Annotated in this window: 13 protein-coding genes; all 13 read left to right on the top strand. The window is 73.4% G+C overall.

Annotated elements, in window-relative coordinates:
- The first annotated feature begins 17 nt into the window (after positions 1-17).
- The 13 genes from FHS34_RS34240 to FHS34_RS34180 all read left to right on the top strand — a co-directional run bounded on the left by FHS34_RS34240 (position 18) and on the right by FHS34_RS34180 (position 15,641).
- Positions 18-1,244 carry a Gfo/Idh/MocA family protein gene (locus FHS34_RS34240; RefSeq protein ID WP_184972815.1) on the top strand — a complete coding sequence of 409 codons (1,227 nt, stop codon included), beginning with the start codon at positions 18-20 and terminating at the stop codon, positions 1,242-1,244.
- Positions 1,245-1,257: 13 nt separating this feature from the next.
- The gene (locus tag FHS34_RS34235) at positions 1,258-2,256 is read left to right on the top strand and encodes a sugar phosphate isomerase/epimerase family protein (RefSeq protein ID WP_184972813.1); all 999 of its coding nucleotides are present in this window, start codon (positions 1,258-1,260) and stop codon (positions 2,254-2,256) included.
- A gap of 92 nt (positions 2,257-2,348) precedes the next feature.
- Positions 2,349-4,835, top strand: coding sequence for a PQQ-dependent sugar dehydrogenase (locus FHS34_RS34230; protein ID WP_225817378.1), 2,487 nt, complete (start codon positions 2,349-2,351; stop codon positions 4,833-4,835).
- 14 nt (positions 4,836-4,849) lie between these two features.
- Complete coding sequence (locus FHS34_RS34225) at positions 4,850-6,178, top strand: ThuA domain-containing protein (protein WP_184972809.1); 1,329 nt, start codon at positions 4,850-4,852, stop codon at positions 6,176-6,178.
- 87 nt (positions 6,179-6,265) lie between these two features.
- Positions 6,266-7,387 (top strand): inositol-3-phosphate synthase, encoded by a 1,122-nt coding sequence (locus FHS34_RS34220; protein ID WP_184972807.1) that lies wholly within the window; start codon positions 6,266-6,268, stop codon positions 7,385-7,387.
- Positions 7,384-8,310: an SCO3242 family prenyltransferase gene (locus tag FHS34_RS34215; RefSeq protein WP_184972805.1), complete on the top strand. Its 927-nt coding sequence runs from the start codon at positions 7,384-7,386 to the stop codon at positions 8,308-8,310. Before FHS34_RS34220 ends, FHS34_RS34215 begins: the two co-directional genes overlap by 4 nt.
- On the top strand, positions 8,307-9,185 hold the full coding sequence (locus FHS34_RS34210; RefSeq protein ID WP_184972802.1) for a sugar phosphate isomerase/epimerase family protein: 879 nt from the start codon (positions 8,307-8,309) through the stop codon (positions 9,183-9,185). The genes FHS34_RS34215 and FHS34_RS34210 overlap by 4 nt, the downstream gene beginning before the upstream one ends.
- Positions 9,186-9,228: 43 nt before the next feature.
- Complete coding sequence (locus tag FHS34_RS34205) at positions 9,229-9,870, top strand: EboA domain-containing protein (RefSeq protein ID WP_184972800.1); 642 nt, start codon at positions 9,229-9,231, stop codon at positions 9,868-9,870.
- Positions 9,870-10,718, top strand: a complete 849-nt coding sequence (locus FHS34_RS34200) for a TatD family hydrolase (RefSeq protein WP_184972798.1) — start codon at positions 9,870-9,872, stop codon at positions 10,716-10,718. The genes FHS34_RS34205 and FHS34_RS34200 overlap by 1 nt, the downstream gene beginning before the upstream one ends.
- A gap of 3 nt (positions 10,719-10,721) precedes the next feature.
- A complete protein-coding gene (eboE, locus tag FHS34_RS34195) occupies positions 10,722-11,891 on the top strand; it encodes a metabolite traffic protein EboE (RefSeq protein WP_184972796.1) in 1,170 nt (389 codons plus the stop codon).
- Positions 11,888-13,279, top strand: coding sequence for an alkaline phosphatase family protein (locus tag FHS34_RS34190; RefSeq protein ID WP_184972794.1), 1,392 nt, complete (start codon positions 11,888-11,890; stop codon positions 13,277-13,279). Before eboE ends, FHS34_RS34190 begins: the two co-directional genes overlap by 4 nt.
- 12 nt (positions 13,280-13,291) lie before the next feature.
- Positions 13,292-14,434 carry a sugar phosphate isomerase/epimerase family protein gene (locus FHS34_RS34185; RefSeq protein ID WP_184972792.1) on the top strand — a complete coding sequence of 381 codons (1,143 nt, stop codon included), beginning with the start codon at positions 13,292-13,294 and terminating at the stop codon, positions 14,432-14,434.
- Between the two features lie 226 nt (positions 14,435-14,660).
- Complete coding sequence (locus FHS34_RS34180; RefSeq protein ID WP_184972991.1) at positions 14,661-15,641, top strand: phosphotransferase family protein; 981 nt, start codon at positions 14,661-14,663, stop codon at positions 15,639-15,641.
- Positions 15,642-15,853: the final 212 nt, after the last annotated feature.

Genomic DNA, 15,853 nt, shown 5'->3' with positions numbered 1-15,853 from the left:
AACAGGAGGACGAGCGCATGGAACAGCCGCAGCCGCAGCCGTCGGCGGACCCAGAGACGGAACCTGGCGCCGGGAAACCCCCGCTGCGTGTGGGCATGGTCGGATACGCCTTCATGGGCGCCGCCCACTCGCAGGGGTGGCGTACCGCGGGACGCGTCTTCGGCCTGCCCCGGGAGCCCGTGCTGGCGGTGCTGTGCGGCCGGGACGGCGTGGCGGCGCGGACGGCGGCCGACCGGCACGGCTGGGCGGCCGTCGAGACCGACTGGCGTGCGCTGATCGCCCGGGACGACGTCGACCTCGTGGACATCTGCACGCCCGGGGACAGCCACGCCGAGATCGCGCTCGCCGCGCTGGCCGCCGGCAAGCACGTCCTGTGCGAGAAGCCGCTCGCGAACTCGGCCGCCGAGGCCGAGACGATGACACGGGCGGCCGAGGAGGCGTACGGTCGGGGGCAGCTGGCCATGGTCGGCTTCAACTACCGGCGGCTGCCGGCCACCGCGCTCGCCCGCCGGATGGTCGCCGACGGCCGGCTCGGCACCCTGCGGCACGTCCGGGTGACGTACCTCCAGGACTGGCTGGCCGACCCCGCCTTCCCGCTGACCTGGCGGCTGCGCAGGGAGCTCGCGGGCTCCGGGTCGCTCGGCGATCTGGGCGCCCACATCGTCGACCTCGCCCAGTACCTCGCGGGGGAGCGGCTGGCCGGGGTGTCGGCGCTGACGGAGACCTTCGTACGAGAGCGGCCACTGCCGGGCGGCGCGGGCAGCGGGCTGACGGCGATGCCGGCGGCGGGCACGGGCACGGTCACCGTGGACGACGCCGCCCTGTTCACCGGCCGGTTCGCCTCCGGCGCCCTGGCGTCCTTCGAGGCCACCCGGTACGCCACCGGCCGCAAGAACGCCCTGCGCATCGAGCTGAACGGCGAGCGCGGCTCGCTCTCCTTCGACCTGGAACGGCTCAACGAGCTGTGGTTCCACGACGCCACGGAACCGGGGGCGGAGGCCGGCTTCCGCCGCATCCTCGTCACCGAACCCGACCACCCTTACATGGCCGCCTGGTGGCCGCCGGGCCACGGCCTCGGCTACGAGCACACCTTCGTCCACCAGGCCCGCGACCTCGTGCACGCCATCGACGAGGGCCGCCGCCCCGACCCCTCCTTCGCCGACGGACTCCAGGTCCAGCGTGTCCTCGCGGCGGTGGAGGAGAGCGCCGAGAAGAACTCCGTCTACACGCCCGTCGCGGACTGAGGAGGCCCGTCACATGCCCCGCCCGTTCACCCTGTTCACCGGTCAGTGGGCCGACCTGCCCCTGGAGGAGGTGTGCCGCCTCGCCCGTGACTTCGGCTACGACGGACTCGAACTCGCCTGCTGGGGCGACCACTTCGAGGTCGACAAGGCGCTCGCCGACCCCGGCTACCTCGCGTCCCGCCACCAGCTCCTCGACAGTTACGGCCTGAAGTGCTGGGCGATCTCCAACCACCTCGTCGGCCAGGCCGTCTGCGACGCCATCATCGACGAACGCCACCAGGCCATCCTCCCCGGTGACATCTGGGCCGACGGCGACCCCGAGGGCGTACGGCGCCGCGCCGCGGAGCGGATCAAGGACACCGCCCGCGCGGCCGCCGCCTTCGGCGTCGACACCGTCATCGGCTTCACCGGCTCCGCGATCTGGCACCTGGTCGCCATGTTCCCGCCGGCCCCCGAATCCATGATCGAGCGCGGCTACGAGGACTTCGCCGAGCGCTGGAACCCGATCCTCGACGTCTTCGACACCGAGGGGGTACGGTTCGCCCACGAGGTCCACCCGAGCGAGATCGCCTACGACTACTGGACCACCCAGCGCGCCCTCGACGCCGTGGACCACCGGCCCGCCTTCGGGCTGAACTTCGACCCCTCCCACTTCGTGTGGCAGGACCTCGACCCGGTCGGCTTCCTCTGGGACTTCCGCGACCGGATCTACCACGTGGACTGCAAGGAAGCCCGCAAGCGCCTCGACGGCCGCAACGGCCGCCTAGGCTCCCACCTGCCCTGGGGCGACCCGCGCCGCGGCTGGGACTTCGTGTCCGCCGGACACGGCGACGTCCCTTGGGAGGACGTCTTCCGCATGCTGCGCTCCATCGACTACCGCGGCCCCATATCCGTGGAGTGGGAGGACGCCGGCATGGACCGGCTCCAGGGCGCCCCCGAGGCCCTGGCCCGCCTGCGGACCTTCGACTTCGAGCCGCCGTCGGCCTCGTTCGACGCGGCCTTCTCCAGCTGACGCACACGTCGGCTCGTCACGGCTCCGGGATGACGGCGCATCCCGGCGTACGCACCCGCCCCGTACAACCAGCCCCACTCTGGAGGCCCTTCGTGCACGGGAACGACCGCACCACCCGCACCGGACCCCGCGGAACACGCCTGCGCAAGTCGCTCGCCCTGCTCAGCGGCGCACTGCTCGCGGGCGCCACCCTCACCCTGACCACCCCCCAGGCCGGCGCAGCCGTCACCGGCCAGGACGCCGCCGCGGCGACGGAGGACTTCCAGCAGGTCACCCTCGCCAAGGGCGAGGCGGAGGTCGGCGAGCCGATGTCGCTCGCCGTCCTCCCCGACCGCTCGGTCCTGCACACCTCCCGCGACGGCGAGCTTCGCCTGACGGACGCCGCGGGCAACACCCGCGTCGCCGGCAAGCTCGACGTCTACGCGCACGACGAGGAGGGCCTGCAAGGCGTCGGCGTCGACCCGGACTTCACCCATAACCGCTTCATCTACCTCTACTACGCACCGCCGCTGAACACACCGGCGGGCGACGCCCCGGAGACCGGCACCGCCGCCGACTTCGCGCCCTTCGACGGCGTGAACCGGCTCTCCCGCTTCGTGCTGAACACCGACGGCACCCTCGACAAGGCCAGCGAGAAGAAGATCCTCGACGTGTCCACCACGCGCGGCCTGTGCTGCCACGTCGGCGGTGACATCGACTTCGACGCGGACGGCAACCTGTACCTGTCGACCGGCGACGACTCCAACCCCTTCCGGTCCGACGGCTACAGCCCGCTGGACGAGCGCGCCGACCGCAACCCCGGGTTCGACGCCCAGCGCACCGCGGGCAACACCAACGACCTGCGCGGCAAGATCCTGCGCATCAAGGTCGATGCCGACGGCTCGTACTCCATCCCGGACGGCAACCTCTTCGCGCCCGGCACCGCCAGGACGCGGCCCGAGATCTACGCCATGGGCTTCCGCAACCCGTTCCGGTTCAGCGTCGACAAGAAGACCGGCATCGTCTACGTCGGCGACTACGGCCCCGACGCCGGCGCCGCCAACCCCGGCCGCGGCCCGGCCGGCCAGGTCGAGTTCGCCCGCGTGACCAAGGCCGGCAACTTCGGCTGGCCGTACTGCACCGGCGCCAACGACCCCTACGTCGACTACGACTTCGCGACGAAGACCTCCGGCGCCACCTTCGACTGCTCGGCGCCGGAGAACGACTCCCCGCACAACACCGGTCTCACCGACCTGCCTCCGGCCCAGCCCGCCTGGATTCCGTACAACGGCCCCTCCGTACCCGAGTTCGGCGACGGCTCCGAGTCCCCGATGGGCGGCCCGGTCTACCACTACGACCCCGCGCTCGACTCGCCCGTGAAGTTCCCCGAGGCCTACGACGGCGACTTCTTCGCCGGTGAGTTCGGCCGCCGCTGGATCAAGCGCATCAGCAGCGACGCCGACGGCAAGGTCCAGTCGATCAAGGACGTCCCCTGGAGCGGCACCCAGGTGATGGACATGGCCTTCGGCCCCGACGGCGCCCTCTACGTGCTGGACTACGGCACCTCCTGGTTCGGCGGCGACGACAACTCGGGCCTGTTCCGCATCGAGAACGCCACCGACGGCCACTCCCCGGTGGCCCAGGCCGCCGCGGACCGCACCTCCGGACAGGCGCCGCTGAAGGTGGCCTTCTCCTCGGCCGGCACCACTGACCAGGACGGCGACGCCCTCACCTACAGCTGGGACTTCGGCGACGGCGCCACCTCCACCGCGGCCGACCCCACCCACAAGTACAAGAAGAACGGCACCTACACCGCCACGGTGACCGCCAAGGACACCACCGGCCGGACCGGCAGCGCGAGCGTCCGGGTCGTCGTCGGCAACACCGCGCCCAAGGTCACCCTGGAACTCCCGCAGGACGGCCGGCTGTTCAGCTTCGGCGACGCCGTACCGTTCAAGGTGAAGGTCACCGACCCCGAGGACGGCAAGGCGGTCGACTGCGCCAAGGTCACCGTCAACTTCATCCTCGGCCACGACACCCACGGCCACCCGCTGACCTCCGCCCAGGGCTGCTCCGGCACCATCCAGACCAGCGCCGACGGCGGCCACGACGAGGACGCGAACATCTTCGGTGTCCTCGACGCCCAGTACACCGACGGCGGAGGCGGCGGCCAGGAAGCGCTCACCACGCACGCCCGCAGCGTCCTTGAGCCCCGCCACCGCCAGGCCGAGCACTTCGGCGACTCCTCCGGCGTCACGGTGACCGCCCGCAGCAGCGCCCACGGCGCCAAGGTGGTCGGCGACATCCACAACGGCGACTGGATCTCCTTCACCCCCTACGTCCTGTCCGACGCCAAGAAGATCACCGCGCGCATCGCCTCCGGCGGCGCCGGCGGCACCCTCGAGGTACGCGCCGGATCCGCGACCGGCACCCTGCTGGGCAAGGCCACCGTGCCCGCGACCGGCGGCCCGGACACCTACCAGGACGTCACCGCCGGCCTGTCCCGCGCACCGCGCGGCACCACCACCCTCTACCTGGTCTTCAAGGGAGGCAGCGGAGCCCTGTTCGACCTGGACGACTTCACCTTCACCACCGGCTGAGAGGAGGGCACACCATGCGACCCACGGGCAGAATCACCACCGCGGTGCTCGGTGCCGCCCTGCTCCTCGGCTCTGTGACCGCACCCGCCGTGTCGGACCCGGCCCACACCAAGCGCGTCCTGGTCTTCTCCAAGACCGCGGGCTTCCGGCACGACTCCATCCCCGAGGGCGTCGAGGCCGTCCGGCAGCTCGGCCGGGCGAACGGCTTCACCGTCGACACCACCGAGGACGCGGGCGCCTTCACCGGCAGGAACCTCAGCCGCTACGACGCCGTGGTCTTCATGTCGACCACCGGTGACGTCCTCGACGCCGCCCAGCAGGACGCGTTCGAGGGGTACATCCGGCACGGCGGAGGCTACGTGGGCGTCCACGCGGCCGCCGACACCGAGTACGACTGGGACTTCTACGGCGGCCTCGCGGGCGCCTGGTTCCAGAACCACCCGGCGATCCAGCCGGCGACGGTGAACGTGGAGGACCGCGCCCACCCGGCGACCTCGCATCTGGGACGGACCTGGGAGCGTACGGACGAGTGGTACAACTACCGCTCGAACCCGCGCGAACGCGCCCACGTCCTCGCCTCCCTGGACGAGACGTCGTACACCGGCGGCACCATGAACGGCGACCATCCGATCGCCTGGTGCCAGGACTACCAGGGCGGCCGCGCCTTCTACACCGGGGGCGGCCACACCAAGGAGTCCTACGCCGACCCCGCCTTCCGGCAGCACCTGCTGGGCGGCATCCGCTGGGTCATCGGCGACACCCGGGCCGACTGCCGGCCGGAGAACGGCTACCGGCCGCTCTTCGACGGCACCTCCCTGGACGGCTGGCGACAGGCGGGCCCGGGCGGCTTCACCCTCTCCGACGACGGCACGCTCACGTCGACCGGGGGACTGGGGCTGCTCTGGTACACCCCGTCGAGCTTCGGCTCGTACTCGCTGAAGCTCGACTGGAAGGCCGCCGGCGACGACAACTCCGGGGTGTTCGTGGGCTTCCCGCCCTCGGACGACCCCTGGTCGGCGGTCGACAACGGTTACGAGATCCAGATCGACGCCACCGACGTGCCCGAGAAGACCACCGGGTCCGTCTACGGCTTCCGGTCCGCCGACCTGAAGAAGCGCGACCGTGCGCTGAACCCGCCGGGGGAGTGGAACACGTACGAGATCCGGGTGCAGGGCGAACGCCTGCGCGTCTGGCTCAACGGCGTGAAGATCAACGATTTCACCAACACCGATCCGGCCCGGAGCCTGCGCGACGGACACATCGGCATCCAGAACCACGGAACCGGTGACGACGTGTCCTTCCGCGACATCCGGATCAAGGAACTGCCCGCCAAGGGCAGGTGAGCGGCGGCGGGCGGGGGACGCCGGACCCCCGCCCGCCGCCCTGGTCCCCCACTCACCCGGGGCTCGTGCCCGTCAAGGAGGCTGCCCATGTCCGCGTCCCTTCCCCGCACCCGCGTGGGAGTGTGGCTGATCGGTGCCCGCGGCTCCGTCGCCACCACCGCCGTGGCCGGCTGCGCCGCCGTAGCGGCGGGCCTGCACCCGCCCACCGGCATGGTCACCGAGACGCCCCCGTTCGCCGACAGCGGCCTGCCGGCCCTCACGTCGCTGGTCTTCGGCGGCCACGACACGATGGACTGCCCGCTGCCCAAACGGGCGGAGGAACTGGCCGCGGGCGGTGTCCTGCCGCACGGCCTCCCCGCGGCCGTGGCGGCCGAACTCGCCGCCGCGGACGCGGAGATACGGCCGGGCGGGCCGGCCCCCGGCGACACCCGCGGCACCGAGCGGCTGATCGCCGCCTTCACCGCCGACATCCAGGACTTCGTACGGCGCGGCGGGCTGGAGCGGGCCGTCGTCGTGAACGTGGCCTCCACCGAGCCGGCCGCCGACGGCGCGGCCCTGCCGCCGAGCTCGCTGTACGCGGCGGCGGCCCTGCGCGCCGGCTGCGGCTACGTCAACTTCACCCCGTCGACGGGACTGCACCACCCGGCACTGGCCGCGGCCGCCGCGGCGAGCGGTGTGCCGTACGCCGGCCGGGACGGCAAGACCGGCCAGACCCTGCTGCGCTCGGTCCTCGGACCGATGTTCGCGCAGCGGGCGCTGGACGTGCGCGCCTGGTCCGGCACCAACCTGCTGGGCGGCGGCGACGGCGCGGCGCTCGCCGATCCCGCGGCCGCCGCCGCCAAGAACGCCGGCAAGGAACGCGTCCTCACCGACACCCTCGGCGGCAGCCCCGAGGGCGAGGTCCATATCGACGACGTACCGGCGCTCGGCGACTGGAAGACCGCCTGGGACCACATCGCCTTCGACGGGTTCCTCGGCACCCGCATGGTCCTGCAGACCACCTGGCAGGGCTGCGACTCGGCGCTGGCGGCGCCCCTGGTCCTGGACCTGGCCCGACTGACTCTCCGGGCACAGGAGTCGGGCGTCCGCGGGCCGCTGACCGATCTCGGCTTCTACTTCAAGGACCCGGTGGGTCAGGGGCCTTCGGCGCTCGCGGAGCAGTACGCGGCCCTCGTACGGTTCGGACGGCAGCTGGGGGAGGCCGCGTGAGCGCGCGCGCCTGGGCCGAACTGCTGCGTCTGCCCGCGCTGTTCACCGTACCCGGGGACGTGCTGGCCGGGGCGTCGGCGGTACCGGGCCGGCCGGGCGGCCGCACCCTGCTGGCGGCCTGTTCCTCCCTCTGCCTCTACGCGGCCGGCATGGCCCTCAACGACTGGGCCGACCGCACGGAAGACGCCGTCGAGCGACCGCACCGGCCCCTGCCCTCCGGCCGTGTCCGCCCCGCGGCCGCCCTCACCGCGGCCGGTGCCCTCACCGCCGCGGGCCTGGCCCTCGCCGCCCGCGCCGGCCGCCCCGCCCTCGCCGTCGCGACACCGCTCGCGGCGACCGTGTGGGCGTACGACCTGGTCCTCAAACGCACGCCTGCCGGGCCCGTGGCGATGGCGGCGGCCCGCGGTCTCGACCTGCTGCTCGGCGCGGCGGCCACCGGACCGGCGCGCGGATCGGTGCGCCGGGCCCTGCCCTCCGCAGCGCTGCTGAGCGCCCACACCCTGGCCCTGACCGCGGTCTCCCGGCACGAGACCACCGGGGGAGCCGTACTGCCGCCGCTCGCCGCACTGACCACGTCGGGCGCCCTCGGGCTGCTGCTCGCCCGTGAACTCCCGGCGGGCCGGGGTACCGCACCCACCCCCGGTCCGCCGGGCAGCGCCGGCGCCCGGCCACGGACGGGCCGGCACCCGCTCGACAGGGTGCTCACCGCCGCCTACACGGCCCTGGCCGCCCGCCCCTACCTCCACGCCGCTCTCCACCCCTCACCCCAGCTCACCCAGCGCGCCGTCGGCGGCGGCATCCGCGCGACCATCCCCCTCCAGGCCGCCCTGTGCGCCCGCGCCGGTGCCCCCGTCGCCGCGCTGTGCATCGCCGCGCTCGCCCCGCTCGCGGCGCGGTTCGCCAGAAAGGTGAGCGTCACATGACCCTCCGTTTCGGATACGGCACCAACGGCCTCACCGACCTGCGGCTGGACGACGCCCTCGCCCTGCTCGCCGACCTCGGCTACGACGGCGTCGGCCTGACCCTCGACCACATGCACCTCGACCCGCTCGCGCCGGGCCTCGCCGGCCGCACCCGCCGGGTCGCGAAGCGGCTGGCCGAGCTGGGCCTCGACGTCACGGTGGAGACCGGCGCCCGCTACGTCCTCGACCCGCGCCGCAAACACGGGCCCTCCCTGCTCGACCCGGACCCGGAGGCCCGCGCCCGGCGCGCGGACCTGCTCCTGCGGGCGGTACGGGTCGCGGCGGACCTCGGCGCGCGGGCCGTGCACTGCTTCAGCGGAATCGTTCCGCCGACGGTGCGGGAACCGGCCACGGCATGGCAGCGGCTCACCGCGTCCCTCAGCCCCGTCCTGGAGGCCGCGGGCACCGCCGGTGTCCCGCTCGCCGTCGAACCCGAGCCCGGCCACCTCCTCGCCACCCTCGCCGACTTCCACCACCTGCGCGGGCTCCTCGGCGACCCGCCCGCCCTCGGCCTCACCCTCGACATCGGCCACTGCCAGTGCCTGGAACCCCTGCCGCCCGAGGACTGCGTGCGCGCCGCCGCGCCCTGGCTCCGGTACGTCCAGATCGAGGACATGCGGCGCGGTGTCCACGACCACCTCCCGTTCGGGGAGGGCGAGATCGACTTCCCGCCGGTCCTCGCGGCCCTCGACGCCTCCGGCTACCAGGGCCTCACGGTCGTGGAACTGCCCCGCCACTCCCACGCCGGCCCCCACCACGCGGAGACCTCACTGCCCTTCCTCCGCCGCGCCGCCGCTGCCCGTCCCGCGGCCGTACCCGGAAGGAGCGAGTCGTGAAGCCGCCCCACCCGGGCCGTGCCACCGCTGAAGGGAGCACCCCGTGACCCACTCGACCGACGCAGCGGCACCCTCCCTCGACGCCCTGCGCGATCACCTCGACGCCCACCCTGATCCGGCCGCGCGCGAGTGGTGCCGCCAGGCCCTCGCCGAAGCCGCCGACCACCCCGGCGGACACGGCCCGATCACCGCGTGGGAGCTCCGGCTCGCGGAGGCCGGGCGCCGCTGCGGCAGCCGGCACGCCGACGCGGCCCGCGTCCTCATCCTGCACGCCGCCCACGCCGGCACCGCCGCGCTCACCCGCGTCTACCGGCAGGGCACCGCAGCCGAGCGCCGGGCCGTCCTGCTCGCCCTGCCCCACCTCGTGTCCGGACCGGACGCGCTCCCGCTGGTCGAGGACGCCCTGCGCACCAACGACACCCGGCTGATCGCCGCCGCCGTCGGCCCCTACGCGGCCCGCCACCTGGACGCGCACAGCTGGCGGCACGCCGTCCTCAAGTGCCTGTTCACCGGCGTCCCCGTCGACGCCGTGGCCGGCCTCGCCCAGCGCGCCCACGCCGACGCCGAACTCGCCCGCATGCTCACCGACTTCGCGGCCGAACGCACCGCGGCCGACCGTCCCGTGCCCAGCGGCCTGTACCGCGTGCTGGCCCTGGCCGGCCCGGAGACCCGCAAGGAGTCCTGATGCGCCTGTTCGACCCCCACATCCACATGACCTCCCGGACCACCGACGACTACCAGGCCATGCGGGCCGCCGGCATCCGCGCGCTGGTGGAGCCCTCCTTCTGGCTCGGCCAGCCCCGCACCTCACCCGCCTCCTTCCTCGACTACTTCGACTCCCTGCTCGGCTGGGAGCCGTTCCGCGCCGCCCAGCACGGCATCGCCCACCACTGCACGCTCGCCCTCAACCCGAAGGAGGCCAACGACCCGCGCTGTGCCGCCGTCCTGGACGAACTGCCCCGCTATCTCGTCAAGGACCAGGTCGTCGCGGTCGGGGAGATCGGCTACGACTCGATGACCCCCGCCGAGGACAAGGCCCTCGCGGCACAGCTCCAGCTCGCCACCGACCACGGCCTGCCCGCCCTCGTGCACACCCCGCACCGCGACAAGCTCGCGGGCCTGCGCCGCACCCTCGACGCCGTCCGCGAGTCCGCCCTGCCCATGGACCGGGTCCTGGTCGACCACCTCAACGAGACGACCGTCGAGGAGGCCAAGGACAGCGGCTGCTGGCTCGGGTTCTCCGTCTATCCCGACACCAAGATGGACGAGCGGCGGATGGTCGAGATCCTGCGCGCGTACGGGCCGGAGAAGGTGCTCGTCAACTCCGCGGCCGACTGGGGCCGCAGCGATCCGCTGAAGACCCGCGCGGTGGCCGACCTGATGCTGGCCGAGGGCTTCACCGAGGACGACGTCGACCGGGTCCTGTGGCGCAACCCGGTCGCCTTCTACGGGCTCAGCGGACGTCTGGACCTCGACGTGGCCCCGCCGGACGCCACCCACGAGGGCAACTCCCTGGCCCGTGGCGGTGAGTGAGGGATGCGCTTCCGGCATCCGGACGGCACGACCGTCCACCTCGCCTACTGCACGAACGTCCACCCCGCCGAGACCCTCGACGGCGTCCTCGCCCAACTGCGCGACCACTGCGAGCCGGTACGGCGCCGGCTCGGCCGCGACCGCCTCGGCATCGGCCTGTGGCTCGCCCACGACGCCGCCCGCGCCGTGGACACCGACCCGTCCGCGCTGCGCACGCTGCGCGGGGAACTCGACCGGCGCGGCCTGGAGGTCGTCACCCTCAACGGTTTCCCCTACGAGGGCTTCGGCTCCGACGAGGTCAAGTACCGTGTGTACCGGCCGGACTGGGCGGATCCCGAGCGCCTGGAGTACACCACCGCGCTGGCCCGGATCCTCGGCGCGCTGCTGCCCGACGACGTCACCGAGGGCAGCGTCTCCACCCTGCCGCTGGGATGGCGCACCACCTGGACCGCCGAACGCGCCCGCACGGGACACGAGGCCCTGCGCACCCTCGGCGCACGCCTGGACGCGCTCGCGGAGCTGACGGGCCGCTCCATCCGCATCGGCCTGGAACCCGAGCCCGGCTGCACCGTCGAGACCACCCAGGACGCCCTGGCCCCGCTCACCGCCGTGGACCACCCCCGCATCGGCGTCTGCGTCGACACCTGCCACCTCGCCACGTCCTTCGAGGACCCGCGGACCGCACTGGACGCCCTCGCCACCGCACGGATACCCGTCGTGAAGTCGCAGCTGTCGGCCGCCCTGCACGCGGAACACCCCGGCCGCCCCGAAGTCCGGGACGCCCTGGCCGCGTTCGCCGAGCCCCGCTTCCTGCACCAGACCCGCACCGTCACCCCCGCCGGCCCGCGCGGCACCGACGACCTGCCCGAGGCCCTGAGCGGCGACGCCCTCCCCGTGACGGCACCGTGGCGCGCCCACTTCCACGTCCCCCTGCACGCCGGCCCCGACGGTCCGCTGACCGCCACCCTCCCGGTGCTCCGCGCCGCGCTCACCCGCCTCGTCGGCGGACCCCGCCCGCTCACCCGCCATCTGGAGGTCGAGACGTACACCTGGCAGGCGCTCCCGCCCGGCCTGCGCCCTCGCGGCCGGGACCGGCTCGCCGACGGCATCGCCGCCGAACTCGCCCTCGCCCGCGACCTGCTGACCGACCTGGGCCTGAAGGAGCTGCCATGACCGGACCCACCCCGCTGCTGGTCCTCGACGTCGTCGGCCTGACCCCCCGGCTCCTCGCCCACATGCCGCACCTCTCGGCGCTCGCCGAGGCCGGCTCCCGGGCCCACCTCGGCACCGTCCTGCCCGCCGTCACCTGCGCCGCCCAGTCCACCTTCCTCACCGGGACACTCCCCGGCGAGCACGGCATCGTCGGCAACGGCTGGTACTTCCGCGAGCTCGGTGACGTCCTGCTGTGGCGCCAGCACAACGGCCTCGTCGCCGGCGACAAGATCTGGGACGCGGCCCGCCGCGCCCACCCCGGCTACACGGTCGCCAACATCTGCTGGTGGTACGCCATGGGCGCCGACACCGACATCACGGTCACCCCGCGCCCCGTCTACTACGCGGACGGCCGCAAGGAACCCGACTGCTACACCAGGCCGCCCGCCCTGCACGACGAACTCACCGCAAAGCTGGGCACGTTCCCCCTCTTCCGGTTCTGGGGGCCGGGCGCCGACCTGGTCTCCAGCCGGTGGATCATCGACGCCACCCGGCACATCCTGCGCACCCGCCACCCCGACCTGGCGCTCTGCTACCTCCCGCACCTCGACTACGACCTCCAGCGCTACGGCCCCGACGACCCGCGCTCCCTGCGGGCCGCCACCGACCTGGACACGGCGCTGGCCCCGCTGCTCGACGAGGCCCGCGCGGAGGGCCGTACCGTCGTCGCCCTCTCCGAGTACGGCATCACCCGCGTCAGCAGGCCCGTCGACATCAACCGCGCGCTGCGCCGGGCCGGGCTGCTGGAGGTGCACACCCAGGACGGCATGGAGTACCTGGATACGATGGCCTCCCGCGCCTTCGCCGTCGCCGACCACCAGATCGCCCACGTCTACGTGCGCCGGCCCGAGGACCTGGCCGCCACCCGCGCCGCCCTCGACGGGCTGCCCGGCATCGAGCAGCTCCTCGACGACGAGGGCAAGAAGGCCCACCACCTGGACCATCCGCGCTCCGGCGAACTCGTCGCCGTCGCCGAACCGGACGCCTGGTTCACGTACTACTACTGGCTGGACGACGCCCGCGCCCCCGACTTCGCACGGCTCGTGGAGATCCACCGCAAACCCGGCTACGACCCGGTCGAGCTGTTCATGGACCCCCACGACCCCTACGTCAAGCTCAAGGCCGCCACCGCGCTCGCCCGCAAGAAGCTCGGCCTGCGCTACCGCATGGCGGTCGTGCCCCTCGACCCCTCACCCGTCCGGGGCAGCCACGGCCGCCTCCCCTCGAGCGACGACGACGGTCCGCTCCTCCTGTCCTCCACCCCCCGCGCCGTCGGCGACCGCATCGCGGCCACCGACGTGAAACCGCTCCTGCTCCACCTCGCCGGTCTGAGCACCGACCACCTGTGAAGGAAGGCATTCGTGAACAACACGCCTGACACCGACGACCAGCTGCGCCGCACTCTCGGCATCGGCCGCCGTCGCTTCCTGAGCACCTGCACCGCCGTCGCGGCGGGCGCGATCGCCGCACCCGCCTTCGGCGCGAGCCCCGTCCAGGCCGCTCCCCGGCCGGGCGGTGAGCACGGCAAGGGGCAGGTCCTCGTCCCGGCCGACAAGCGCGGCATCATCCTGTACACCGTCCGCGACGCCGTCGGCCGCGACCCGCAGTCCACGTCGCTGCCGTCCGGCTTCCGGGAGGTGTTCGAACAGCTCGCCCGATTCGGCTACCGGCAGGTCGAGTTCGCCGGCTACGGCCAGCACGCCAACGCGCCCGGCGGGGCGAACCTGGAGTCCGTCGAGGGCGCGAAGCAGCTGCGGCGCTGGCTCGACGACTACGGGCTGCGGGCCCAGGGCAACCACGGCTTCATCCCCGGTTCCTGGCCGCTGAGCAGCACCGACCTGGACACCTTCAAGAAGCACCTGGAGATCGCCAACCTCCTCGGCATGGCCCACGTGGGCACTGGTGGCGACCCCACCGGCAGCGCCTACAAGGCGGACTGGGACGTGGCCGCCGACAAGTGGCACGCCCTCGGCGAGCTGGCCCGCCGCGCCGGCCTCAAGCTGTACACCCACAACCACGACGCCGCCTACGGCTTCCTCCTCGACGGCGGCCCGCTCGACGCTCAGGGCCGGCCGACCCGCAGCTCCGGCATCCGCAAGCTGGAGTACTTCCTCTCCATCACCGACCCGAAGCTGGTCTGGCTGGAGATGGACATCTTCTGGGCGCACGTGGCCCAGTACAAGTTCCGCACCTACACCGCCCACGACGGCTCGACGCGGACGAACATCTTCGACCCGGCCGGCCTCGTCACCCGCCACGACAAGCGCTACCCGCTCTTCCACGCCAAGGACGGCGTCGTCAACGCGACGAACGGCATGGGCTACGACATGGTTCCGTTCGGCACCGGTGTCATCGACTACCGGACGTTCTTCTCCCGCGTCGGCCACCGCAACTACCACAACCCCATGGTCGAGCAGGACAACGCCCCGAGTTCCACCAGCCCGGGGCAGTCCCTGGAGCACGCGGCGATCGGCTACCGCAACCTGGCGGCACTGCGCCGCTGACGGCAGCGCCCGGCACGGGAGTGCCTCCCCGACGGCCACCGGGGAGGCACCGCGTGGTCCGCTGTCGCGGGCGCCCCGCCGAGCCCGGTCCGGCGCGCACCGCCGCCGGTCCCGGTCCGGCGAGTGCCCGGATCCGGGACAAGCCGTTCGCCCGCACGCTGATGCTCCCGTAGGGTTCGCGGGTTGTCGTGGCGGAGGGGCGGTTCGGAACGTGACACGCAGATCGGTGACGCGAGAGCAGTTGGCGGGTGCGGCGCGGACCGCGCTGGGCGGCGGACGGCGGCTGGAGGCGGTCGAGCGGGTCGCGGGCGGCAGCAAGAAGGGCGTGTACCGCCTGGTGATGGACGATGCGACGACGGCGATCGCCTACCTGTGGGACGACGCCGAGAACTACTGGCCGGCGGCCGAGGGTGACGACGACCTCACCGACCCGTTCTCGCCCGGCCTCGGGCTCGATCCGTTCCAGGCCGCGCACGCGCGCCTGGACGCGCTCGGCGTCCGCGTCCCGGCGATCCGGCTCGTCGACCGCGACGGGGCTCACTGCCAGGCCGGACTCGCGATCGTCGAAGACATCCCGGGGGAGAACCTGGAGGAGTTGCTCGCCCGGGACCGGGGCGCGGCCGCCCCGGTCATGGCCCGGCTCGCGGAATCGCTGGAGGCGATGCGGGGCCACCGGGCGCCCGCGTACGGCAAGGTGGCCCTGGTCGACGGGGGAGGCACGTCACGGGGTACGTCGTGCGAGGGCGTGGTTCTCGACCGTGCGCTGCGGGACCTCGCCGAGGCGGCATCGCGCGATCCGCGGATCGCGGGCGCCCGGGACCGGCTGGAGGAGCGGCTGCTGGGCCTGGCGGCGGCGGTGCGGCCGCGCGAGGAGTACGCGGTCGTGCACGGCGAACTGGGCCCCGATCATGTGCGGGTGGACACGGACGGGAACCCTGTGCCGATCGACATCGAGGGACTGATGTACTTCGACGTCGAATGGGAACACGTGTTTCTGCGGATCCGCCTGCACGACGCCTACCCGCCACTGAGGGTGGACGGGCTGGACGAGGACCGGCTCGCGTTCTACCTGCTCGCCCAGCGGCTCTCCCTGACGGCCGGGCCCCTGCGGCTGCTGGACGGGGACTTCCCCGACCGGGCCGTCATGGCGGGCATCGCCGAGCACAACCTGAACCAGACACTGCGACTGGTTCAGTCGTCCGCGTGAAGCCGGTCGCTCCTGCCGGCTCGCCCCCGGCCTCGAAGCCGGCTGTGCGCCCGGGCACGGCACCGATGCCTGAACCGAACCGAACACCCCCGCCACCCTGCCCACATGCCCGGCCGGACCGGACGCAGCCGGCCCGCGGGAGCCGGACCGGCCGACCGGGAACGGCGTGCCTCTGTGGCGTCGGACACCCCGGCAGTGTGATGGTTTTCGCA

The organism is Streptomyces echinatus, assembly GCF_014203595.1.
GTDB classification, from domain to species: domain Bacteria; phylum Actinomycetota; class Actinomycetes; order Streptomycetales; family Streptomycetaceae; genus Streptomyces; species Streptomyces echinatus.
Note: the sequence above shows the minus strand (reverse complement) of the source record. Positions and strands in the feature narration are given on the sequence as shown.